22 protein-coding genes, 1 tRNA gene and 1 pseudogene are annotated in these 21,732 nt (G+C 66.2%); 6 read left to right on the forward strand and 18 right to left on the reverse strand.

The genetic code is table 11. The annotated features are described in order from the left end of the window. Together V5A53_RS04265 and V5A53_RS04270 are read left to right on the forward strand one after the other, a co-directional pair. The coding region (locus V5A53_RS04265; RefSeq protein WP_332312339.1) for a hypothetical protein at nucleotides 1-354 on the forward strand (354 nt) is incomplete at its 5' end. 169 nt (nucleotides 355-523) lie between these two features. Then, complete coding sequence (locus V5A53_RS04270; RefSeq protein WP_332312340.1) at nucleotides 524-3,142, forward strand: valine--tRNA ligase; 2,619 nt, start codon at nucleotides 524-526, stop codon at nucleotides 3,140-3,142. A 5-nt stretch (nucleotides 3,143-3,147) separates the two neighbouring features. Here V5A53_RS04270 and radA read toward each other — a convergent pair whose 3' ends face one another. From radA to V5A53_RS04295, 5 genes are all read right to left on the reverse strand, one after another. Continuing rightward, nucleotides 3,148-4,179 carry a DNA repair and recombination protein RadA gene (gene radA, locus V5A53_RS04275; protein WP_332312341.1) on the reverse strand — a complete coding sequence of 344 codons (1,032 nt, stop codon included), beginning with the start codon at nucleotides 4,177-4,179 and terminating at the stop codon, nucleotides 3,148-3,150. A 116-nt stretch (nucleotides 4,180-4,295) separates the two neighbouring features. Then, nucleotides 4,296-4,898: a PspA-associated protein PspAB gene (gene pspAB, locus V5A53_RS04280; RefSeq protein WP_332312342.1), complete on the reverse strand. Its 603-nt coding sequence runs from the start codon at nucleotides 4,896-4,898 to the stop codon at nucleotides 4,296-4,298. 170 nt (nucleotides 4,899-5,068) lie between these two features. Beyond that, nucleotides 5,069-7,156, reverse strand: coding sequence for an NAD-dependent DNA ligase LigA (gene ligA, locus V5A53_RS04285; RefSeq protein ID WP_332312343.1), 2,088 nt, complete (start codon nucleotides 7,154-7,156; stop codon nucleotides 5,069-5,071). 59 nt (nucleotides 7,157-7,215) lie between these two features. After that, the gene (locus V5A53_RS04290) at nucleotides 7,216-8,325 is read right to left on the reverse strand and encodes a pyridoxal-phosphate-dependent aminotransferase family protein (protein WP_332312344.1); all 1,110 of its coding nucleotides are present in this window, start codon (nucleotides 8,323-8,325) and stop codon (nucleotides 7,216-7,218) included. Nucleotides 8,326-8,409: 84 nt separating this feature from the next. Then, entirely contained in the window at nucleotides 8,410-9,600 is a 1,191-nt protein-coding gene (locus V5A53_RS04295; protein WP_332312345.1) for an MFS transporter, read from the reverse strand. A gap of 87 nt (nucleotides 9,601-9,687) precedes the next feature. Here V5A53_RS04295 and V5A53_RS04300 point away from each other — a divergent pair, with 87 nt between their 5' ends. Beyond that, on the forward strand, nucleotides 9,688-10,572 hold the full coding sequence (locus tag V5A53_RS04300; protein ID WP_332312346.1) for an MBL fold metallo-hydrolase: 885 nt from the start codon (nucleotides 9,688-9,690) through the stop codon (nucleotides 10,570-10,572). Between the two features lie 44 nt (nucleotides 10,573-10,616). Continuing rightward, nucleotides 10,617-11,318 carry an SDR family NAD(P)-dependent oxidoreductase gene (locus V5A53_RS04305; RefSeq protein WP_332312347.1) on the forward strand — a complete coding sequence of 234 codons (702 nt, stop codon included), beginning with the start codon at nucleotides 10,617-10,619 and terminating at the stop codon, nucleotides 11,316-11,318. 295 nt (nucleotides 11,319-11,613) lie between these two features. Here the strand turns inward: V5A53_RS04305 and V5A53_RS04310 are convergent. Together V5A53_RS04310 and V5A53_RS04315 are read right to left on the reverse strand one after the other, a co-directional pair. Further along, nucleotides 11,614-11,687 (reverse strand) — tRNA-Lys (locus V5A53_RS04310). Between the two features lie 52 nt (nucleotides 11,688-11,739). After that, nucleotides 11,740-12,126: a helix-turn-helix domain-containing protein gene (locus V5A53_RS04315; protein ID WP_332312348.1), complete on the reverse strand. Its 387-nt coding sequence runs from the start codon at nucleotides 12,124-12,126 to the stop codon at nucleotides 11,740-11,742. A gap of 103 nt (nucleotides 12,127-12,229) precedes the next feature. On the opposite strand from V5A53_RS04315, the gene V5A53_RS04320 reads away from it, so the two are divergent. Beyond that, entirely contained in the window at nucleotides 12,230-12,709 is a 480-nt protein-coding gene (locus V5A53_RS04320) for a histidine kinase (RefSeq protein WP_332312349.1), read from the forward strand. 36 nt (nucleotides 12,710-12,745) lie between these two features. Here the strand turns inward: V5A53_RS04320 and V5A53_RS04325 are convergent, their stop codons facing one another. Continuing rightward, complete coding sequence (locus tag V5A53_RS04325; RefSeq protein WP_332312350.1) at nucleotides 12,746-12,979, reverse strand: hypothetical protein; 234 nt, start codon at nucleotides 12,977-12,979, stop codon at nucleotides 12,746-12,748. Continuing rightward, a complete protein-coding gene (locus tag V5A53_RS04330; RefSeq protein WP_332312351.1) occupies nucleotides 12,976-13,224 on the reverse strand; it encodes a hypothetical protein in 249 nt (82 codons plus the stop codon). The genes V5A53_RS04325 and V5A53_RS04330 overlap by 4 nt, the downstream gene beginning before the upstream one ends. Before the next feature lie 29 nt (nucleotides 13,225-13,253). On the opposite strand from V5A53_RS04330, the gene V5A53_RS04335 reads away from it, so the two are divergent. After that, a complete protein-coding gene (locus V5A53_RS04335; RefSeq protein WP_332312352.1) occupies nucleotides 13,254-13,469 on the forward strand; it encodes a hypothetical protein in 216 nt (71 codons plus the stop codon). A gap of 9 nt (nucleotides 13,470-13,478) precedes the next feature. On the opposite strand, the gene argF is transcribed toward V5A53_RS04335, so the two are convergent. From argF to V5A53_RS04380, 9 genes and pseudogenes are all read right to left on the reverse strand, one after another. After that, on the reverse strand, nucleotides 13,479-14,372 hold the full coding sequence (gene argF, locus V5A53_RS04340) for an ornithine carbamoyltransferase (RefSeq protein WP_332312353.1): 894 nt from the start codon (nucleotides 14,370-14,372) through the stop codon (nucleotides 13,479-13,481). Further along, complete coding sequence (locus V5A53_RS04345) at nucleotides 14,369-15,421, reverse strand: [LysW]-lysine hydrolase (RefSeq protein WP_332312354.1); 1,053 nt, start codon at nucleotides 15,419-15,421, stop codon at nucleotides 14,369-14,371. The genes argF and V5A53_RS04345 overlap by 4 nt, the downstream gene beginning before the upstream one ends. Then, on the reverse strand, nucleotides 15,418-16,545 hold the full coding sequence (locus V5A53_RS04350) for an aspartate aminotransferase family protein (RefSeq protein ID WP_332312355.1): 1,128 nt from the start codon (nucleotides 16,543-16,545) through the stop codon (nucleotides 15,418-15,420). Before V5A53_RS04350 ends, V5A53_RS04345 begins: the two co-directional genes overlap by 4 nt. 4 nt (nucleotides 16,546-16,549) lie before the next feature. After that, nucleotides 16,550-17,386 (reverse strand): acetylglutamate/acetylaminoadipate kinase, encoded by an 837-nt coding sequence (locus tag V5A53_RS04355; RefSeq protein WP_332312356.1) that lies wholly within the window; start codon nucleotides 17,384-17,386, stop codon nucleotides 16,550-16,552. Next, on the reverse strand, nucleotides 17,387-18,436 hold the full coding sequence (argC, locus tag V5A53_RS04360; RefSeq protein WP_332312357.1) for an N-acetyl-gamma-glutamyl-phosphate reductase: 1,050 nt from the start codon (nucleotides 18,434-18,436) through the stop codon (nucleotides 17,387-17,389). It lies immediately after the preceding gene. Next, nucleotides 18,433-19,296 (reverse strand): lysine biosynthesis protein LysX, encoded by an 864-nt coding sequence (lysX, locus tag V5A53_RS04365; RefSeq protein WP_332312358.1) that lies wholly within the window; start codon nucleotides 19,294-19,296, stop codon nucleotides 18,433-18,435. Before lysX ends, argC begins: the two co-directional genes overlap by 4 nt. Before the next feature lie 55 nt (nucleotides 19,297-19,351). Continuing rightward, on the reverse strand, nucleotides 19,352-19,516 hold the full coding sequence (lysW, locus tag V5A53_RS04370; protein ID WP_332312359.1) for a lysine biosynthesis protein LysW: 165 nt from the start codon (nucleotides 19,514-19,516) through the stop codon (nucleotides 19,352-19,354). Between the two features lie 172 nt (nucleotides 19,517-19,688). Beyond that, the gene (argH, locus tag V5A53_RS04375) at nucleotides 19,689-21,146 is read right to left on the reverse strand and encodes an argininosuccinate lyase (RefSeq protein ID WP_332312360.1); all 1,458 of its coding nucleotides are present in this window, start codon (nucleotides 21,144-21,146) and stop codon (nucleotides 19,689-19,691) included. Between the two features lie 3 nt (nucleotides 21,147-21,149). After that, a pseudogene (locus V5A53_RS04380) lies at nucleotides 21,150-21,732 on the reverse strand (argininosuccinate synthase); the annotation flags it as partial.

The following is a 21,732-nucleotide window of genomic DNA, read 5'->3' on the forward strand; positions in this document are numbered from 1 at the left end:
GGCGGCTTCGGGGCATGGCGCGAGGCCGAGGTTCCCTCTTATCAGCTCGTCGTCCGGGGCGGCACCCACTACGAGTGGTCGTTGCTGCCGACGTTCCCGACGACCTCGTGGGAGTTCGGCAACGCCCTCGCCGAACACTACACCGTCGCGTGGTTCGACCGCTGGCTCAAACGGCCCGAGGAGGACGGCTACCATTCGGCCGACGACCGCCTGCTGGCCGACGGCGAGTGGGGCGACCACCTCAGTTTCCACTACCGGTCGAAGCGAGCCTTCCCCGGCCGGGACGGCCGGTTCTACGATTGCGGTGACATCCGATCGGGCTGTGAGGCGGCGCTTGGGGTCGACCGCCCCTGAACGTCCGGGGACGACCACGACGGACGCTCGTAAGCGAACTTTTATACCGGCAACAGCCAACTCAACGAGTATGCGCGCGATTCAGTCGGTAGTACGTGGGCTGTAACCGCGCCTTCCCTTTTAGGCGCACGAATGAATCGCCTACCGACTGGTATACGCGACACAAACTATGAGCGAGGTTCCAGACGACTACGACCCCGACGAGGCCGAACAGAGATGGCGCGACCAGTGGCGGGATTCGGACGTCTACCGCTACGAGGACGACCCCGAACGCCCCGACTACATCATCGACACGCCGCCGCCGTACCCGACCGGAAACCTGCATATCGGGAACGCCCTCGGCTGGTGTTACATGGATTACGCCGCCCGATATCACCGCCTGCAGGGCGACGACGTGCTCTTCCCGCAGGGCTGGGACTGCCACGGGCTCCCGACCGAGGTGAAAGTCGAGGAGAACCGCGGCATCCACCGGACCGACGTCTCCCGCGAACAGTTCCGCGAGTGGTGTATCGAGCACACCCACGAGCAGATCGACGCGATGAAGGAGACGATGCACACGCTCGGGTTCTCCCAGGACTGGGACCACGAGTACCGGACCATGGACCCCGAATACTGGGGCGAGACCCAGCGCTCGTTCCTCGAGATGGCCGAGGACGGCTACGTCTATCAGGACGAACACCCCGTCAACTGGTGTCCCCGCTGTGAAACCGCCATCGCGGACGCCGAGGTCGAAAACGAGGACCACGAGGGCACCCTCTACTACATCACCTTCGACGGCGTCGACAACGACGACATCGAGATTGCGACCACCCGACCCGAACTGCTGCCGGCCTGTGTCGCGATGGCCGTCGACCCCGACGACGACCGCTACGCCGACCGCGTCGGCGACACCTTCGAGGTCCCACTGTTCGGACAGGAGATCGAACTCATCGCCGACGACGACGTCGACGGCGATTTCGGCACGGGCGCCGTGATGATCTGTACCTTCGGGGACAAACAGGACGTCGACTGGTGGGCCGAACACGATCTGGACCTCCGGCCGGCCATCACCGAGGACGGCAAACTCAACGAACTCGCCGGCGAGTTCGAGGGGTTGACCATCGACGAGGCGAAAGACGAGATCGCCACCGCCCTCCAGAAATCCGGCCATCTCAACGACGAGCAGCCGACCGAGCAGTCGGTCGGCCAGTGCTGGCGGTGTGACACCCCCATCGAGATCCTCTCGAAGGAACAGTGGTTCGTCGAAGTCCGTCAGGACGAGATCCTCGAAACCGCCCGGGACATCGAGTGGTTCCCGGAGCACATGTACGACCGCCTCGAGGAGTGGACCGAGGGGATGGAGTGGGACTGGGTCATCTCCCGCCAGCGCGTCTTCGCGACGCCCATCCCGGCGTGGGAATGCGACGAATGCGGCCACGTCGAAACCGCCGACCCCGACGAGGTGCCGGTCGACCCGACGACCGACGAGCCCGCGACGGGCGCCTGCCCCGAGTGTGGCGCCGAATCGTGGACCGGCGAGACCGACGTGATGGACACGTGGATGGACTCCTCGATTTCGCCGATGTTCGTCGCCGGCTGGCCCGAAGAGAGCTTCGAGCCCGTCCAACTGCGCGAACAGGGCCACGACATCATCCGGACGTGGGCCTTCTACACCATCCTCCGGACCACTGCCGTCACCGGCGAGATCCCGTGGGAGGAGGCGCTCATCAACGGGATGGTCTTCGGCGAGGACGGCAACAAGATGTCCAAGTCCCGCGGCAACTTCGTCCAACCCGAAGAGGTCGTCGAGGAACACTCCGCCGACGCCTTCCGGCAGGCGATGGCGCTGGGCGGCCAGCCCGGCACCGACATCCAGTTCCAGTGGAAGGAAGTCACCTCGGCCTCACGGTTCCAGACCAAACTCTGGAACATCACGAAGTTCGCCAGCGGCCACCTCGACGAGTCGACGCCCGACATCCATGACCCCGGCTACCGCGACGCCGACGCGTGGATCCTCGCCGAATGTGCCCGCGTCGCCGACAACGTCGCCGAGGACATGGACGAGTACCGCTTCGACAGCGCGCTTCGGGAGGTTCGGGACTTCGTCTGGCACGACCTCGCCGACGACTACCTCGAACTCGTCAAGGGGCGCCTCTACGAGGGCCGCCCCGGCGAGAAACACGCCGCACAGCACGCCCTCTATACGGCACTGACCGCCTCCCTTCGGATGCTCTCGCCCTTTGCGCCCTTCATCACCGAGGAGGCGTGGGACCATCTGCCGACCGACGGCAGCGTCCACAACGCCGACTGGCCCGACCCACCCGAGGTCGACCCCGAGGACGCGGAACGCGGCGAACTCGTCGCCGACGTCGCCGCGACGGTTCGCGGCTGGAAGTCCGACGAGGGCAAGCCGCTGAACGCCGAACTCGACCGCGTCGAGGTCTACCTCGACGAGGCGATTCCACTGGATACCTACGATCTCTCGGATACCGTCAACGGCCCGGTCTACGTCGAGGAGGGCGCCCCGAGCGTCGAGTTGGTGCCCGTCGACGTCGACATCGAACACAGCGAACTCGGTCCCGTCTTCCGTGACAAGGCCGGCGCCGTGGTCGGCAAACTCGAAGCCGCCGACCCCGCCGAGCTGCAGGCCGAACTCGACACCAAGGGCCACGTCGAGTTCGAGGTCGACGGCGAGACGGTCACCGTCGAAGCGGAGATGTTCGACATCGTCGAGGAACAGCAGGCCGAAAGCGGCGAAGAAGTCGTCGTCCTCGAGGCCGGCGACGCGACGGTGCTGGTCTTCGAGTAAGCCGTCTATTCGGGCTTCAGGCCGTCGTTTTCGACGCGCATGACGGCCTCGCCGTCCGGAAGGTTCGGCGCGTCGACCAGTTTGACGATACGCTTGTTCTGCTTGGACTTCTTGAGGTACATCCGGAACGTGGACTTGTGGCCGAGGATGTTCCCACCGATGGGCTTCGTCGGGTCGCCGAAGAAGGCGTCGGGGTTCGACTGGACCTGGTTGGTGACGACGACCGCGCTGTTGTAGAGGTTGCCGACGCGGTCGATGTCGTGGAGGTGCTTGTTGAGTTTCTGCTGGCGGTCGGCGAGTTCACCACGACCGACGTACTCAGCACGGAAGTGGGCGGTCAGCGAGTCGACACAGAGCAGGCGAACCGGGTAATCGTCTTCCTCGTGTTCGGCGGCGATCTCCTGTGCTTTCTCGGCCAGCAGGATCTGGTGGTTGGAGTTGAACGCCTTGGCGACGTGGATCTTGTCGAGGAACGACTGGACGAGTTCCTCCATCGCCTCCTCGTCGTCGAGGCCGCCCTCGATTTCCCGGTGTTCCATCGTCGACTCGATGACGTCGTCCGGGAGGCCGCGAACCATCTCGTCGATACGCTCGGGACGGAAGGTGTCCTCGCTGTCGACGAAGATACAGCGACCGTGGAGACCGCCTTCCTCTTTCGGAAGCTGGACGTTGATCCCGAGCTGGTGGGTGATCTGGGACTTCCCGGCCCCGAACTCGCCGTAGACCTCGGTGATGGACTGGGTCTCGACGCCGCCGCCGAGCATCTCGTCGATCTCGGGGATGAGGAATTCGAGTTTGCCGATCTGTTCGCGGCGCTGGAGGACGTCCGTACCGGTCTCGAAGCCGCCGATGTCTGCGGCCTCGCGGGCGGCCTGAATGATGTCTCCGGCGTTCGATTCGCCCACACCCGCCTGCGAAAGCTCCGCAGGACTGGCGACGGCGACGCTCTGATAGGAATCGAAGCCGTTCTCGCGGAGCTTGTCTGCGGTCGCGGGACCGACACCCGGGAGTTCTTCGAGGTCTGCGGTTGCTGCCATGGACGTACCTGTGGCCGCCCACTACATAAAGCCTCGTTAACACCCGAGTGAAAGTGAAAACGGAGGACGTGAGTCGGTCGAATCTGACGACCGGCCGAAGGTTTAGGAACGAAGGGTCAGCCCCACGGGTGCTCGTCGCCCTCGGGCCACATCGGATACCAGTAGGCAGTGTCGTCCTCGACGTCGAGTTCCCCGTCGAGGACGCTGTCCAGTTTGAATTCGGTCTGCTGGTCCCGCTTTCGGCCGCCGGTCGGCACGAACGGGTAGTAGGCACCCCGCCGGAACGAGTAGACCCAGTAGGCGATCGTCTCGTCGCGCTCGAAGGCGAAAAGCGCCGCAAGGAGCCGCGAGCCGAAGCCCGACTCGATGAGCGTATCGGCCGCGAAGTGGACGCTCGTGACGAGGTTCTCGAAGTCCGAATCGTGGAGGACGACCCACTGGTAGCCGTGGGTATCCTCGACGAAATCCGCCGTCGTCCCCGTCTCCTCTTCGCCCAACTCGAGGACGGCCTCTACCTCCCCGCGCGCCTCGCGGAAGGCAGTGCTGTCGACGTCGCCGAAACATAGGGCGGCGTCGCCGGTCGAGGAGAAATCGAGGTCGGCCTCCATCGTCACGTACGCCGTCGACATCCCGAAGAGGTCCTCGGGGTCCGCATCGCGGGTCGCATCGGCCTCCGCGCCCCACCCGAGAACCTGCCGGATCGTATCGAAGACACCCATTACCGACAATCCGGGCGGACGAGACTTATATACGGCGTCTACCGAACCACCGGCCGGCGGTTTATATACCAGCACGCGGCCATCGAGCCCGTGCCCTGAGAGATCGCCGACAGTCCGCCGAGGCCGGAGTGTGGGACGCGGCTGTCGACTCGAACCTTCCCGCCTGTTCGCTATTCGTCCACGTCGACCTCGATGCCGTGGTCCGCCAGCAGCGTCGCGAACTCCCCGGGGTCGATCTGCGGCACGTCGTGTTCGTCGGCATCTTCCCGTTTTGCCGTCCCCGGATTCTCGCCGACGACGAGATAGTCCGTGTTACTGGAGACGCTGGAGGTCGCGTTCCCCCCGTTTGCCTCGACGAGTTCCTTGGCCTCGTCGCGAGTCATCTCCGGAAGCGAGCCGGTGAAGACGAACGTCAGCCCCGCAAGCGCTTCACCGGCTTGCTCGGCCTCCTGCGGTTCGACCCCGTGGTCGCGGAGCTCCGCGATTATCTCGCGGTTCCGCTCGGTATCGAAAAAGCCCGCAATCTCGGTTGCCATCGTCGACCCGATCCCCTCGATGGCTTGCAGTTCCTCGACGTCAGCGGCCATCACCGCATCGAGCGTCCCGAACGTTCGAGCGATATCGGCCGCGGTCGTCGGGCCGACCTCGGGGATGCCGAGCGCCGAGAGGAGATCCGCCAGCGGCGGCTCCTTGCTCGCCTCGATCTCGGCGACGAGGTTCGCCGCGCTCGTCCGTCCCCAGCCGTCGAGTTCCGCCAGTTCGTCGACCGTCAACTCGTAGAGGTCCGGCAGGCTCTCGACGAGTCCTTCGTCCACCAACTGGTCGACCGCTTCCTCGCCGAGGCCTTCGATATCGAGACCGTCCTGCGAGGCGTAGTATTCGACGAGTCGACGGAGCTGTGCCACACAGTCGATACCGGCGGAACAGAACGCCATCGGCCCCTCTCGTTCGACCGGACTGCCGCAGACTGGACACTCATCGGGGAACTCGAAGGCGCCCTCGGTTTCGGCTTCGACGACCTCCTCGATGTACGGGATGACGTCGCCCGCGCGCTTGAGCCGGACCTTGTCACCGATGTCGACGCCCAACTTCTCGATCTGTTCGGGGTTGTGGAGGGTCGCCCGCGAGACCTCGACACCCGCGACTTCGACCTTGTCGAGGAGCGCAACCGGCGTCAGGCGGCCGGTTCGGCCGACCTGCACGATGATGTCCCGGACCGTCGTCACCTCGGTTCTGGCGGGGAACTTGTAGGCGTAGGCCCACCGCGGTGCCCGCGATGTCGACCCCAGTATCTCGCAGGCGTCCTTGCGGTCGACCTTGATGACCGTGCCGTCGATCTCGTAATCGATGTCGTCCCGCACGTCGAGCATCTCCTCGCGGAACTCGATGGCGCCGTCGACGTCCTCGACCAGTCGGGTGTGGTCGTCGATATAAAAGCCCCACTCGTCGACCTTTCGGTGTTCGTCGATGCGGCGGTCGAAGCCGTAGCCTCCGTCGTCGAGGACGTCGAAGACGAAACAATCGAGTGGTCGCTCGGCAGTGACCGATGGGTCCAACTGCCGGAGCGTCCCGGCGGCCGCGTTCCGGGGGTTGGCGAAAGGGTCGTCGCCGCGTTCGATGCGCTCGCGGTTGTACTCGTTGAACGCATCTCGGGGCATGAACACCTCGCCACGGACGGCCAGGAAGTCGGGATAGTCGCCGACGAGTTGGAGCGGTACCGAGCGGATGGTCCGGATGTTCTCGGTCACGTCGTCGCCCTCTCTGCCGTCGCCGCGGGTGGCCGCCCGCTGGAGTTCGCCCTCCTCGTAGACCAGTTCGACGGAGAGGCCGTCGAACTTCGGCTCGCAGAGGTACTGGATCGGTCCGTCGTAGTCCGCGGCAGCGAGTCGGTCGTGGACTCGGTCGGCGAAGTCACGGACGTCTTCCTCCTCGACCGACGAGTCGATAGACCGCATCGGGGCGACGTGTTCGACGGTTTCGAGTTCGTCGACGGGGTCGCCGCCGACCCGCTGAGTCGGGCTGGTATCGGATTCGAGATCGAACGCGTCTTCCAGCGTTTCCAGCCGCTCGAAGAGGTCGTCGTACGCGTTGTCGGAGATGACGGGGTCCGCGAGCTGATAGTAGCGGTAGTCGTGATACCGGACAGCCTCACGAAGCTGTTCGACCTGTCGTTCGGCGTCGTCCTCGGAGAGTTCCTCGACGGGGTCGAATTCGAAGGGCGGGTTCCGGACGTAGGGGTTGTCCTCCGGTTCCTCCATTTGTCGGCGTTTCGACGGCCGCCCTCAAAAACGGAAGGTGTCCGGCGAGTGGGACCGTCTCAGAGATCCGCGACGTCTTCGATGGCGTCGGTCAGCGCCTTGATGCTCTCGAGGTCGTGTTCGCCCATGTGACCGATACGGAAGCTCTCCTCGCCGATATCGCCGTAGCCGCTGGAGAAGACCATGTCGTACTCCCCGGAGACCTGTTCGACGGTTTCGGCGACATCGATTCCCTGGGTGTTCTCGACGCAGGTGACCGTCTGGGATTCGTAGCCCTCCTCGGGGTAGAGGCCGAAGTGTTCGCGGGCCCACTCGCGGGTGTACTCGGCCATCTCCTGGTGCCGCTGGTCGCGAACCTCGTGGGTCTCGTCGAGCATGTGTTTCATCTGCTTGCGGTAGGCGAGCATGAGCGGGATGGCGGGCGTCGAGTGGGTCTGGCCCTTCCGGTCGTAGTAATCCAGACAGCGCTGGAAGCCGCCGTACCACGACGCGGAGTCCTTCTCGACTTCTCGGTCGTAGGCGGCGTCGCTGACCGCACAGACCGCTAGGCCCGGCGGCATCGCGAAGGCCTTCTGGGTCGAGGTGAAGATGGCGTCGATGTTGTGGCCCTCGATGTCGATGAAGTCGCCGCCGAGACAGGAGATAGCGTCGACGATGAAGAAGGTGTCAGGGTAGTCGCCAAGCAGGTCGCCGATCTCCTCGATGGGGTTGCGGACGCCGGTCGACGTCTCGTTCATGACGACGCCGACGGCGTCGTAGCCCTCGTCGCTCTCCTCGAGAGCCTCGCGGATGTCGTCGGGCTTGACCGCCTCGCCCCACTCGTATTCGATGCGGTCGACGTCCTTGCCCAGTCGCTCGGCGACGTTGGCCTGTCGCTCGCTGAAGGCGCCGCTCGTGGGGACGAGCATGTCGTCCTCGACGAGGTTGAGCGTCGTCGCCTCCCAGAACTCGGTGCCCGAGGCCGTGAGGATGATGACGTCGTGTTGGGTATCGAGGAACTCCTTGGTATCCTCGACGATGGTCGTATAGAGGTCGGTCATCCGGTCCATCCGGTGGCCGAACATCGGTTCGCACATCGCCTCGATGACGTCTTCGCGGACCTCGGTCGGGCCGGGCAGATACAGCGTCTTGTCGGGGTAATCCCCGGTGTATTCGCTTTTTTCGGTCATAGGAACACCTGGATACCTGTACCCTCGACGCGGGACGGCATGGTAGTTTTGATACCGTCAGGGCTCCCGTCGCTGGTCGGACAATTAATCGGGGGTGCCGAACGTCGCCGTCGGGTCGGGGACGACCCGAACGAGTACCGGCAGCGCGATAAGGACGATTCCGATTTCGAGCGCGGCGGCGACGACGAAGGCCTCGAAGAACCCGTACCGGGAGGCGACACCGCCGCCGACGATGATGCCACCGAGGAACCCGAGACTGCCGAAGATGTTGAACCCGCCCATCGCGGCGCCGCGCTCGTTGGGAGCGGCCATGTCGGTCACCAGCGCCATCGTCGCCGGAGCGATGAGCGCGCCGAGGACGCCGGCAACGACGAGAATCGCGGCCGCCGAGAGGAACGTCGGTGCGAGAGCGACGCCGATGATGGCCGCCCCATAGCCGACCGACCCGGCGACGATGGGGACGACCCGGCCGATGCGGTCCGAGAGGCCGCCGAAAGGGTACTGTAGGAGCGCGAAGGGCGCGAAAAAGCAGGCCAGCGCCAGTCCCGTTTCGCCGGGCGAGAGGTCGAAGGCCTCCCGGAAGTAGAACGTCCCCACGATGCCGAAGAAGCCGCCGGTAAACCGGTCGGCAAAGCCGAAGCCGAACGGCAACAGGAGTTCCGGCCGGCGACGGAGGCCGTCGAGGGCTTCACGGATACCTTCGGTGTCGGTCGGCGCCCGGTCGGGGACCGTCGCCGTCACGACCGCAACGAGTGCCAGCAGGACTGCAGAGGCAACGACCGGCGCAAGCGGGCCGATCTCGTAGAGTTGGCCGCCGACCGGCGCGCCCAGTGCCGCGCCGAGGCCGATAGCGATGCCCGCCGCACCCATGTTCCGACCGTGGCCGCCCTCGAGGTCCATCAGCATCGTAATGGCGAGCGAGAAGGCACCGATGGTGAAGGCACCCTCGACGAAGCGGAGGACCAGCGCGAGACGGAAGTCACCGACGCCGGTGGCGACGACGGCGAGCAACGCGAGGTAGGCGACGGCCCCACCGAGGGCACCGAGGACGATGAACGGAACGCGGCGACCGGCCCGGTCGGAGGCGGCGCCCCAGAGCGCCGAAAAGAGGACGAAAGCGAGCAGTTGGACTCCGAGGAAGGCCGTCCCCGAATCGATGGTCGGTGCGCCGCCGAGGGCCTCGACCAGTCGGTCGACGCCCGGATACACCAGCAACTGCGTGAAGAGGACGACGAAGACGACGAAGGCGAGGCGGGCGCGCTCTGTACGACTCACGGCCGACCGTAGGATACCCTCGTACTTGTGCCGTGCGACCGAAAACGCGGGGCCGACTTTTTGAGGGTGCCGGCCACAGAAGGCGGTATGGGGCTGACCATCACGGTGCTCGGCAGCGGCGGGAACTCGCCGATTCCGACACCGACCTGTCGGTGTCACGTCTGCGAGCGCGCCCGCGCTGAGGGGGTTCCAGAGGCGCGACACGGCAACTCGCTGTACCTCGAAGAACTCTCGGCGATGGTCGATGCGCCGGAGTTCGTCTACGAGAACCTCGAACGCGAGGACGTCGACGAGTTGGACTACATCTTCGTGACCCACTGGCATCCCGACCACACGGCCGGCCTCCGGGTCGTTCAGTCACGACCGACGAGTCGGATGTTCTCCGAGGCCGACTACGGCCTCATCGATTCCGCCCGCGAGAACCGGCCGACACTGGTGACCACTCGCCGCGTCTACGAGCGCACCTGCGAACTCTACGACGGCCTCCGACATTTCGTCGAGGACGTCGGCTTCGCCGACACGCACTTCCTCGACGAGGACCCGCTGACCGTCGGTGAGACGCGAATCGAGTCCATCCCCTACTCCCTTTCCGGCAACGCCGACATGGACGCGACGGCGTTCCTGCTCGAAGGCCCGGAGACGACCGTTCTCCTGGCGACCGACGACGCCCGATATCTGGACGAATCGGAACTCCCGGACCACGTCGACCTCGCGGTCTTCGAGTGCGGCTACTTCCCCGAAACGCCCGACGGCACACCTATTCTCACCGAGAGCGACGAAGCCATTCTCGCCGAGGAACTCACCCACGCGGAGGTGATGGAGCGCGTCCGTCGGGTCGACGCCGACCGGACGCTGCTGACCGAGATCGAACACCTCTACGGCCGCACCCACGACGACTACCGCGAACGGGGCCAGAGCTACGAGGGCGTCGAGTTCGCCTACGACGGCCTGACGCTGTCGGTGCCGTACTGACGGGTCACCGCCTTTTAAGCCGGCGGCCCGCCACCCCGGCGTGTATGGCGAACGCTATCATCGTCGGCGCTTCCTCGGGTATCGGCCGCGCCCTCGCCCGGGAGCTGTCGGGCGAGTACGACCTCGGGTTGGCCGCCCGACGCACGGACCGTCTCAGGGCCGTCGGCGAGGACATCGGCGGCGCCCACGTCACCCGCATCGACGTCACCGAACCCGATGCCCGCGAACGGTTCGACGGCCTCGTCGACTCGCTCGGCGGCGTCGACCTCGTGATTCTTTCCTCCGGCATCGGTCGATACAACCCCGACCTCGAATGGGCCGACGAACGCGACACCATCGACGTGAACACCCGCGGCTTCACCGCCCTCGCGACCGCGGCGATGAATCACTTCGAGGAGTCCGACGGCGGCCACCTCGTCGGTATCTCATCGGTCGCCGCCGAGATCGGCAGTCCGTCGATGCCCGCCTACAGCGCCACCAAAGCCTACGTTTCCCGGTACCTCGAAGGCCTTCGCTACGGCGCCGGCGAGGATATCTCGGTCACCGATATCCGACCCGGGTTCGTCGACACCCCGATGTCGCCCGACGCCGACCGCTTCTGGGAATGTTCGCCGGAAACCGCCGCGAGCCAGATCGCCCGCGCGATCCGGACGGACAAGGACGTCGCCTACGTCACCCGCCGGTGGTGGCTCGTCTCGAAAGTTCTCGGCCTGCTGCCGGACCGCTACCGGGCCGGCGTGATGTGAGATACGGACACCGGAGTGAATGTGGTCGGTGGTCCCCACGACCCCTGAAAGAAACCCGGTAGGGCGCTCGTGTCGGTCGGAACAGTTCGACTCCACCCGAAGAGAGGGGGTTCGGGGATTTCTCCCTGTGCTGTGGTCGGAACTGTTCGGGTGGAGTCTCCTGAAAAGCCGAGAGGGATTTGAACCGGAGCCAGAGGTTCCTGCTCGCTCCGCTGTGCGGGCTGCCTCTGGCAGGGGTCAACTCCTCCTCTGCCGGTTCGCGGCACCGACTCGCTACGCTCGTCGGTTTGCTGCACGGGCCGAGAGGGATTTGAACCCCCGGCCATCTGGTTAAAAGCCAGATGCTCTGCCAGACTGAGCTATCGGCCCGCATCCGCTTCTTACCGTGGTTGCGGGTAAATCCTTTCGATTGGCTCTAGGTCTACGCCTCTCCGTCGGGAAACTCGTCGATTCGCTCGTGGACGTAGGCCGCCCACTCGTCGAGCGTATCGTGCATCAGTTCCCGGGCGTCCTCCGGGGGCGTCGCGCGATACTGGTAAACGTGGCCGCCGGAATCCAGCAGGCGGCGGCGACGCGTCGCGAGGTCCTTATCGAGCAGCGTCGACAGCGCCCGGTTGACGTTGCTTCGGTCGCGGTCGACCTGGTTGGCGAGTTCCGCGACCGTGCTGTCCGGCGCATCGAGCAGTTCGATATAAAGACGTGCTTCGTGGTCCTGCACGCCGAATACACAGCGAAGGACTTCCTCGAAGCCAGGTTCTGAATCCAACATCAGATCGCGGAACCGCGAGGGGTCCGGGTCGGGCTCCATACCGGTTCGTCGGCCGCGGTGAGGATAAATACCGGGTGTGTGTCAAGGATACACATGCACACACCCGGAGCAGGAGTTTACGTGCTGGATCCGATACCGCGCCATGGCATCCGAAACAGCCACCCCGACCACGACAGCAACGCAACAATTACCCGGGAACTGGAAAGCCGGCGCTGCCGGCGGTATCGTCGGTGCGCTCGTCTTCGGCGCCATGATGGCCGTTATGTCCCCCGGAGTACTACAGGGTGCTATCCCCTCCGTGTACGGGTTCTCACCACCCAACGGTGCCGCAGGTTTCACCATCCACATCGCCCACGGTGCTGTCCTCGGCGTCGTCTTCGCAGCCCTCCTCGGCGTCACAGGCCTGTCCGGTAGCGCCGCACGAAAACAGGTCGGTGCAGGACTGGCCTACGGCCTCCTCGCGTGGGTCGTCCTCGCGGTCATCGTGATGCCGATCTGGTTGCAGGCGGTCGGCTTCGGAATGGCTCCCGAATTACCCAATATCGGAACCCAGAGCCTCATCGGGCACGCCGTCTACGGTGTCGTCCTCGGGGGTGTCTACTACGCTCTCGAAGGCATCTAACGTCTCCGCGGCGGGGTTCCAAAAGCACGTAGCGATTCATCCGGATTCAGCGGGTCCGCCCACGTTGAGCCGATAGAGGCGGGCGGCAAGTTGGTAGACCGCTACGACGGCGACGACTTCCGTCGGCCGAACGGCCGTCTCGCCGATCTCGAGGACGGGCACCGCCACGAGCGCCTCGACGGCGGCGACGACCGCGAGGGTCGACAGCGGTACGGCCGCTGCCAGCAGGACGGCGCCGACGCGGACGTACAGCGCCTCCGCGAGGGTCATCGGAACTCCACGGCGCCCCACGGGACGCGCTCGCCGGTCTTGGTGTCCAACAGCTCCCAGTACTCCGGGTCGACGTCGTGCAGCGACGCACACGTCGCACACCAGATGTGGCTGTTGGTCGGCTCCCAGTCGCAATGGCGGTTCGGACAGCGCCACCGCCAGCGCGCGGTCGAATCCTCGCGGTCGATGACGACCCGGCGGGCGTCGGCCTCGCTGCTGCCGTCGGCTATGGCTTCGAGATGCATATTCGTTCAGAGCCGCCGATTCGTAATCAATGGCTTTCGAGGCCGGAGTGAAAGTGTCGGGTTCCACGGAACTGCACGACTGCGGCGCGATAGCCGTCGATTCGCCGACGGGGCCGGACAGCCACGTACCTGCCGGAGACGAACCCTACCAGCCGGATTCACGCCACGGTAAGGTCGTCAACATGACGGTGAAAGTGAAACCGACGGGAGACACCGCAGTCAGACAAAAAGCGATGGCAAAGTGAGCCGGCGAGTCAGTCCAGCAGGTAGGTCAGCAGGCCCTTCTGGGCGTGCAGGCGGTTTTCGGCCTGGTCCCAGACGATGGCGTTGTCGCTTTCCATCACGGGATCGGTGACCTCCTCGCCGCGGTGGGCGGGAAGACAGTGCATGAGGAGGCGGTCGTCGAGCCACTCCTCCTGTATCTGGAAGCCGGCGTCCGAGAAGTCGATGAGTTTGTCGGCGCGCTCGGATTCCTCGCCCATGCTGACCCAGACGTCGGTGTAGATGACGTCGGCGCCGTCGATGGCCTCCAAGGGGTCGTGGGTTGTCTCCGGCGCCTCGCCGAGTTCCTCGGCGCGGGCCATGATGTCGTCGTCGACACCGTAGCCCTCCGGGGTCGCCACCGTCAGGTCGAGGCCGACGAGTGCCGCGCCGAGGACGAACGACTGGCAGACGTTGTTGCCGTCGCCGACCCACGCAACCTCGGCGTCGAAGCCGTCGAAGCGCTCCCGGATGGTCATCAGGTCGGCCAGCGTCTGGCAGGGGTGGGCGTCGTCGGTCAGTCCGTTGACGACCGGCACCTCGGCGTACTCGCCCAGTTCGACGACGTCCTCGTGGTCGAAGACCCGAGCCATGATGGCGTCGACGTACCGGCTGAGCGCGCGGGCGGTGTCCTTGACGGGTTCGCCGTGGCCCAGATGGATGTCGTCGGGGCCGAGGAAGATGGCGTGGCCGCCCAGTTGGGTCGCGCCCGTCTCGAAGGACACCCGGGTTCGGGTCGACGGTTTCTCGAAGATCATCCCCAGCGTCTTGTCCTCCATGGCGTCGCTGGTCTTGCCCCGGGCGGTCTTCTCCTTCTGGTCGGCCGCACGGGTGAGTACTTCGTCGAGCTGTTCGCGCGTCAGGTCGTCGATGTTCAGGAAGTTCATTGCAGTTCCTCCGCGACGCGTTCGAGGACCGCGACGGCCCGGTCCAGTTCGCGCAGTTCGAGGTGTTCGTTCGGTGCGTGGTCCAGGTCCGAATCGCCGGGGCCGTAGGTCGCCATCGGGCAGTCCCACGCGCCAGCGAAGATGTTCATGTCCGCGGTACCCGTCTTCCGAAGCAGGCGCGGGTCCCCGCCCTGCTGGCGGATAGCCATACGGAAGGCCCGACCCACGTCGGTCCGGGGGCTCTGCATCGTCGGTTCGACCGCGTCCTTCCAGTTGACCGTCCCCGCACCCGAGAGTTCGGCGTCGGCCATCTCACGGACCTCGTCGGTCGAGTATTCTGGCGGGACGCGCAGTTGTGCGTCCAGCGTCGCCTCGACGGCCAGTCCGTCCTCGCTGACGCCGCCCTCGATGCTGACCGGTTTGGGTGTCACGCGCTCGAAGACGGCATCGTACCCATCACCGCCGAACTTCTCCTCGACGGCGGACCACCACGCGATGGCGTCCTGGATGGCGTTGTTCTCCGGCCGGGAGGTATGGCCCGACTCGGAGGTGGCAACGTAGGTGCCCTGCAGGATACCGCGGTAGCCCAGCGTGATGCCGTCCCACCCGGAGGGTTCGCCGTTGACGACGGCCTCGGGCGCCTCGCGGTCCTCGATGAGGTGGCGGGCGCCGCGGGAGTTGACCTCCTCGCCGACGACGCCGACGAAGGAAACGCCAGTCCTGACCGCCGCGACGGCAAGCGCCGTCAGCGGCCCCTTCGCGTCGACGGAGCCACGGCCCCACAGTTCGGGGCCCTCGTCGCCGTCCTCGACACGGACCGGGATGTCGCCCGGCACGGTGTCGATATGGGACGTGTACAGTACGGAATCGTCCGCCGGCGCCCGGACGTTGCCGACGTCGTCGATGAAAACTTCGCGGTCGTACTCGCGGAAGAAGTCGGCGAGTGCCTCCGCGCACTCCGCTTCCTCGGGCGTCGGCGAGGGGATAGAGACGAGCGTCTCCAGCAACTCGCGTGCTTCCTCGTCGGCAGCGGGCGCCGTCTCGCTCATGCGATGATAGCCTCCAGCGCGTCGACGACCTCGTCGGCGTGTTCGCGCTCGACCGTCAGCGGCGGCAGCAGGCGCACGACGCTGCGCCCAGCGGGGAGTGCGAGAATCTGGTGGTCGATGGCGAGGTCGCGCAATATCGGGTTCGCCCCCCGTTTCACCTCGACGCCGACCATCAGACCCTCACCGCGGACCTCGCGGACCTCGTCGCCGAGCGCGTCGTCGAGGCGGTCGACGAGATAGTCGCCCACTTCGGCGGCGTGGGCCGGCACGTTCTCGCGTTCGATGACGTCCAGCGTCGCGCCCGCGGCGGCGGTGACGACGGGGCCACCGGAGAAGGTCGACCCGTGGTTGCCGCAATCCTCGGCGATCCAGTCCTTGACGAGCGTCGCACCGATGGGCAGGCCGCTGCCGAGGCCCTTCGCCGTCGTCAGCACGTCCGGGACGACGTCGTGGGCGTCGGCGGCCCACAGCGTGCCCGTCCGGCCGAGGCCGGTCTGGATCTCGTCCAGAATCATCGCCGCACCGGCATCCTCGGTCGTCTCGCGGACCGCCTGCAGGTACTCGGTCGAGGCGGGGTTGATGCCGCCCTCGCCCTGCAGGGGTTCGACGATGACCGCTGCCGTCTCCTCGTCGACGGCCTCGGCCATCGCCTCGCTGTCGCCGTAGGGGACGAATTCGACGTCGCCCGCCAGCGGGCCGAAGCCCTCCTTATATTCGTCCTTCCACGTCGCGGCGAGCGTCCCCATCGTCCGGCCGTGGAAGGCCTGCATCGTCGCGACGATCTTCGAGCGGCCGGTGGCGTGCCGCGAGAACTTCAGCGCGGCCTCGTTTGCCTCCGTGCCCGAGTTACAGAGCCAGACGTTGTCGATGTCGCCCGGCGCGACGTCGGCCAACTGCTCGTAGAGTGCCGTTCGGGGCGCGTTGGGGTAGGAGGCCTGGACGTACATCAGGCGCTCGACCTGGTCGGTCGTTGCCTCGACCACCTCGGGGTGGCAGTGGCCGACCGGGGTACAGGCGTAACTGGCGCCGAAATCGAGGTACTCGGTGTCGTTCGTGTCGTAGAGGTAGACGCCCTCGCCACGTTCGATGCTGATGGGTTTCTCGGAGAAGACGAAGCCGCTCATAGTGTTAATCGTCCTTGGGAAGCGCGCTGGGCAGGATGTGCGTGCCGCCGCCCTCGACGGCAGACCGGATGGGCTGGTCGGCGTTGGCGCTGGCGACGACGACTTCGCTCGCGCCGCCCTCCAGTGCCTCCGTCGCCGCCATGACCTTCCGGCCCATGAAGCCCTCGGCGGCGTCTTTCAGTTCTGCGTACTCTTTTGGGGTCTCGACGCGTTCGATGAGCGTCGAGGAATCGTCGGGGTCGCGGTAGACGCCCTCCACGTCGGTCAACGAGACGAGCGTCCCGCCGAGTTCCGCCGCGACGGCGGCCGACGCGCGGTCGGCGTCCGTGTTCACGGCGACGCCGTCGTCGGCGAGCATCGGCGGGGAGGCCACGGGCGTGTAGCCGTCATCGAGGAGCGTCTCCAGCAGGTCGCCGTTGACCTCCTTGATAGAGCCCGAATGGTCGCCGCGACGGATCTTCTTCTTGCCGTCCTCGACGACGCGGACGGCCTCCTTGCGGGGGCCGTACAGCAGTTGACCGTCGACGCCCGACAGGCCAACCGCCTCGATCCCCTGATTCTGGAGACCCGTCACGAGGTCGGTGTTGACGAGGCCGGACATGGCCATCTTGAAGACGTCCATGGTCTCCGCGTCGGTGAAGCGACCGACGACGCCCGATGGGGTCTCGACGTATTCGGGTTCGATACCCATCTTTTCCAGCGTGTCGTCGACTGCGGTCGAGCCGCCGTGAACGACGGCGACGTCCGTGCCGTCGTCTTTGAGCGCGCCGATGTCTGCGAGTGCGCCCTCGGGGTCGACAGCGCGAGCGCCGCCGATCTTGACGACGACGGTGTCGGCCATCTACGGCGCTCCCACGGGGTGCATCCCCGTGAATTCGAGGCCGGCCGTCTCCTCGAAGCCCAGCGCGACGTTGGCCGCGTGGACGGCCTGGCCCGCCGAGCCCTTCATCATGTTGTCGATGGCCGAGAAGACGACGACGCGTTTGTTCCGCGGGTCGAGTTCGAAGCCGACCTCCGCGTAGTTCGAGCCGGCGACCGCCTTCGGCTCGGGGTAGCGATACACCCCGGAGCCGCCGGCGACCAGCCGGACGAACGGTTCCTCCTCGTAGCTGCCGCGGAAGGCACCCCAGAGGTCGCCCTTCGAGACCGGCTCTTCGGGGTAGACGTGACACGTCGCCGAGGCGCCGCGGGTCATGTCCACGGCGTGGGCGGTGAAGGACACCTTGGTGCCGAGGAACTGCTCGATTTCGGCCTCGTGGCGGTGGCCCGTCGGCGCGTACGGGCGGACGACGCCCGAGCGCTCGGGATGCGACGACGCTTCGCCGCCGCCGGCGCCGCCCTCGGAGGAACCGACCTTCACGTCGACGACGATCTGCTCGGTTCCCGAGAGGATGTCGGCGTCGAACAGCGGCTTGAGGCCCAGGATGGCGGCCGTCGCGTTACAGCCGCCGGAGGCGATGAGGTCCGCCCCACGGAGGTTCTCGCGGTTGAGTTCCGGCAGGGCGTACTCGGACTCGTCGAGCAGTTCCGGCCGGATGTGGCCGTCGTACCACTCGTCGTACTGCTCTTCGCTGTCGAGGCGGAAATCCGCACTCAGGTCGACGACGGTGTCGGCGGCGTCCTGAAACGCGTCGATATGCTCCATCGAGACGCCGTGGGGCGTACACGCGAAGAGGACGTCGACCGATTCGAGGTCCTCGGGGCTGGAAAATCGGAGGTCCATCCCACGGAGGTTCGGATGAACCGAGCCGACGGTCTTGTTCTCGTAACTGCGACTCGTCGCCTGGGCCACCTCGAATTCGGGGTGACCGTCCAGCAGGCGGAGCAGTTCCCCACCGGTGAAGCCGCTGCCGCCGACGACGCTGGCGGTGTGGCTTCCGGCCTCGCTCATGCCGTCACCTCGGCCTTCTGGACCTTGGCTTCCAGCCAGTCGACGACCGCGCTCGGCACGTCGACCTCCGTCACTTCGTTGAGCGCCTTGAACTCGACGGTGTGGTTGACCTCGTGGACGGTGTAGGAATCGCCCGTCTCCATGAGGTCGACGCCGAGCAGGCCGCCGCCGACCGCATCGGAGGCGCGTTCGACGAGGTCGGCCATCTCCTCGGTGACCTCGATCTCCTCGGTTTCGGCGCCCTGTGCGGCGTTCGTGAGCCAGTGGTCCGACGAGCGGGCCATCGCCGCGACGGGTTCGCCGTCGGTGGCGACGACGCGGATGTCGCGGCCGGGCTTGTCGACGAACTCCTGGATGTAGAACACCTTGTGCTCGTAGTGGCCGAGCGTCTCCTTGTGTTCGAGGATGGCCTCGGCGGCATCCCGGGAGTCGATCTTCGCCATCAGGCGGCCCCACGAACCCACGACGGGCTTGAGGACGCAGGGATAGCCGAAGTTCTCGATGGACTCCAGCGCCGACTCCTTGGTGAAGGCCACCTCGGTGTCGGGCGTCGGAATGTTCTCCTCGGCGAGGACGAGGCTGTTGCGGGCCTTGTCGGCGCAGATGGCCGCCGTCTCCGGATCGTTGACGACCGGCACGTCGTAGGCGTCGACGAACCGGGTAACGTAGCGCGACCGGCTGGTCGCGAGACAGCGGTCGACGGCGATGTCGACGTCATCGAAGGCTTCCGGCGGGTCGTGGATGCCGAAGCGCTCCTTGCGGACGTCGATCTTCGTCACGTCGTGGCCGCGGTCGCGGAGTTCGCTCAACAGGAGCTTCTCGTCGCGGCGGATGCGCGAATAGAGGACGCCTACATTCATTGTGCGATCCCCTCACGCGCGGTCGAGTGCGCTGCTGCGCCGACGAACATGGGCCTTACTCCCCCCAGTCCTCTTCGAGTTCGGGCGCCGTATCCAGCTCCACGGGGTCGTCACCGACCACTTCGAGTTCGGCACCGCAGGTCGCACAATCGACGATCTCTCCGACTTCGAGGTTGTCGTGCAGGTCCAGTTCGGCCCCACACTCGGGACATTCTGCCATTGTACATCGTACTCACCCGCCTAATCACTTAAAGGCTTCGAACCTATCAGAATAATATAACAACGCATACTCGCCTCTAACGCCACGAAAAGCGCCTTTCAAACGACCAAACGGAAACCAGTATCAGTAAATTGGTATTACGTCCCCGAGAGGGGACGGCGGTCGTCGTCGGTCACGCATAGCTCGACACCTCCGTATCGAGGCGGTCGGCGGCCGCCGCCAACGCCTCGCGTTTCGTTTCGAGTACGCCACTGTCGGCCTCGACGCCCACGACGGCGCGGTCCAGCGCCGCCTCGACCGCATCGGGGGCAGGCCCGCCGAGAGAGTCACGCGAGGCGACGCTCTGCTCGGGGTCCAGCGCCGCCTCGACGGCCTCGCGGTCGACATGCTGGGAGAGGGGTTCGCCCAATACGTCCTGGGCCGCCTCATCGAGCGCGTCGTAGTCGCTGCCATGCTCGGCGGCGTGGGCAACCATCTCGTGGGCCGTCCGGAAGGGGAGGCCCGACATCGCCAGCAGATCCGCGACGCCGGTCGCCGTCGAGAAGCCCTCGCCGGCCGCGTCGGCCAGCGTCTCCTCTTTCCAGTCGGCGGTCGCCACCGCGCCGGCCGCGACTTCGGTCGCGTCAGTCACCGCATCGACGGCCTCGAAGGCGTGCGGATGGGCGCGCTGCAGGTCGCGGTTGTAAGCGCGGGGAAGGCCCTTCAGAATCGTCAGCAGGGCGTTCAGCCCCGCCGACGCGTCGCCCGCAGCGCCACGGACGAGTTCCATCGTGTCGGGGTTCTTCTTCTGAGGCATGATCGACGACGTCGAGGAGTAGTCGTCGGACAACTCGACGTAGCCCTTGTTCGAGAAGACGACGAGGTCCTCGGCCAGTCCCGACAGCGTCGTCGCCAGTCCGGCCATCGCGCTCGTCGTCTCCACGAGGAAGTCACGCGCCGAGGAGGCGTCCATCGAGTTCTCGATGACCGCCTCGAATCCGAGCAGGTCGGCGACGCGCTCGCGGTCGATATCGAAGGGCGTCCCGGCGAAGGCCGCCGCACCGAGCGGCGACCGGTTGATGCGGTCGTAGGCGTCCAGCAGGCGCTCGGTGTCGCGGGCCAGCGCCGACTCGTAGGACAGCAGGTAGTGGCCAACCGTCGTCGGCTGGGCGGGCTGGAGGTGCGTGAAACCGGGCATCACCGTCTCGCTGTGGGCGGCCGCGACCTCGGTCAGTACCTCGCGGGCTTCGACGGCCGTCTCGACGGCCGCCAGCACGTCCTCGCGCAGGCGGTAGCGGATGCAGGTCGCCACCTCGTCGTTGCGCGAGCGCGCGGTGTGCATCTTCCCGCCACGGGCGCCGACGCGCTCGATGACGGCCGTCTCGATGGCCGCGTGTACGTCCTCGCCGTCCGGAAGGGCGCCGTGGCCCGCGGCTTCCACGCCGGCCAGCGCGTCGAGGATGTCGGCCGCGTCCGCCTCGTCGATGATTTCCTGCTCGGCGAGCATCACGGCGTGGGCGCGGTCGACCGCGATGTCCGCGGCGAAGATGCGCTCGTCGGCCGCGAGGCTCGACAGGAACTCGCGGGCGGGGCCGCCGCTGAAGCGCTCGCGACGGACCACGTCGTTCGATTCGCCGTCCTGACCAGTCATCCGTTATTCCTCGTCGTTCTGGCCCTTGATGACGCGGTTGGCGAGACGCTCCTGGAAGCCGTGGTACTTCGCCACGCCCGTCGCGTCGCCCTGTTCGATGTCGCCGGTGACGTCCTCGGTGTTGAACGAGGCCGCTTCCGCGGAGTAGACGGCGTACTTCGAGTCGCGGCCGACCGGGCGGGCCTGCCCGCCCTCGAAGCGGATGGTGACCGTACCCGTGACGCGGGTCTGGGTCTCCTCGATGAAGCCTTCGAGCGCGCCGACGAGCGGCGCGTTGACCAGCCCTTCGTAGCCCTTCTCGGACCATTCGTGGTCGATCTGCTTCTTGAAGGAACGCTCCTCCTTGGTGAGCACGAGGTCTTCAAGCGCCTGATGGGCGTTCAGGAGGACCGTCGCCGCGGGGTGCTCGTAGTTCTCGCGGACCTTCAGGCCGAGCATGCGGTCCTCCATGATGTCGGAGCGGCCGACGCCGAAACCGCCCGCGAGGTCGTTGAGTTCCTCGATGAGGGCGACCGGCTCCTTCGCCTCGCCGTCGAGGCTGACGGGATAGCCGTTCTCGAAGCCGACCTCGATCTCGAGCGTCTCG

Origin of the sequence: Natronomonas sp. (assembly GCF_036625485.1) — an archaeon.
Lineage (GTDB): Archaea > Halobacteriota > Halobacteria > Halobacteriales > Haloarculaceae > Natronomonas.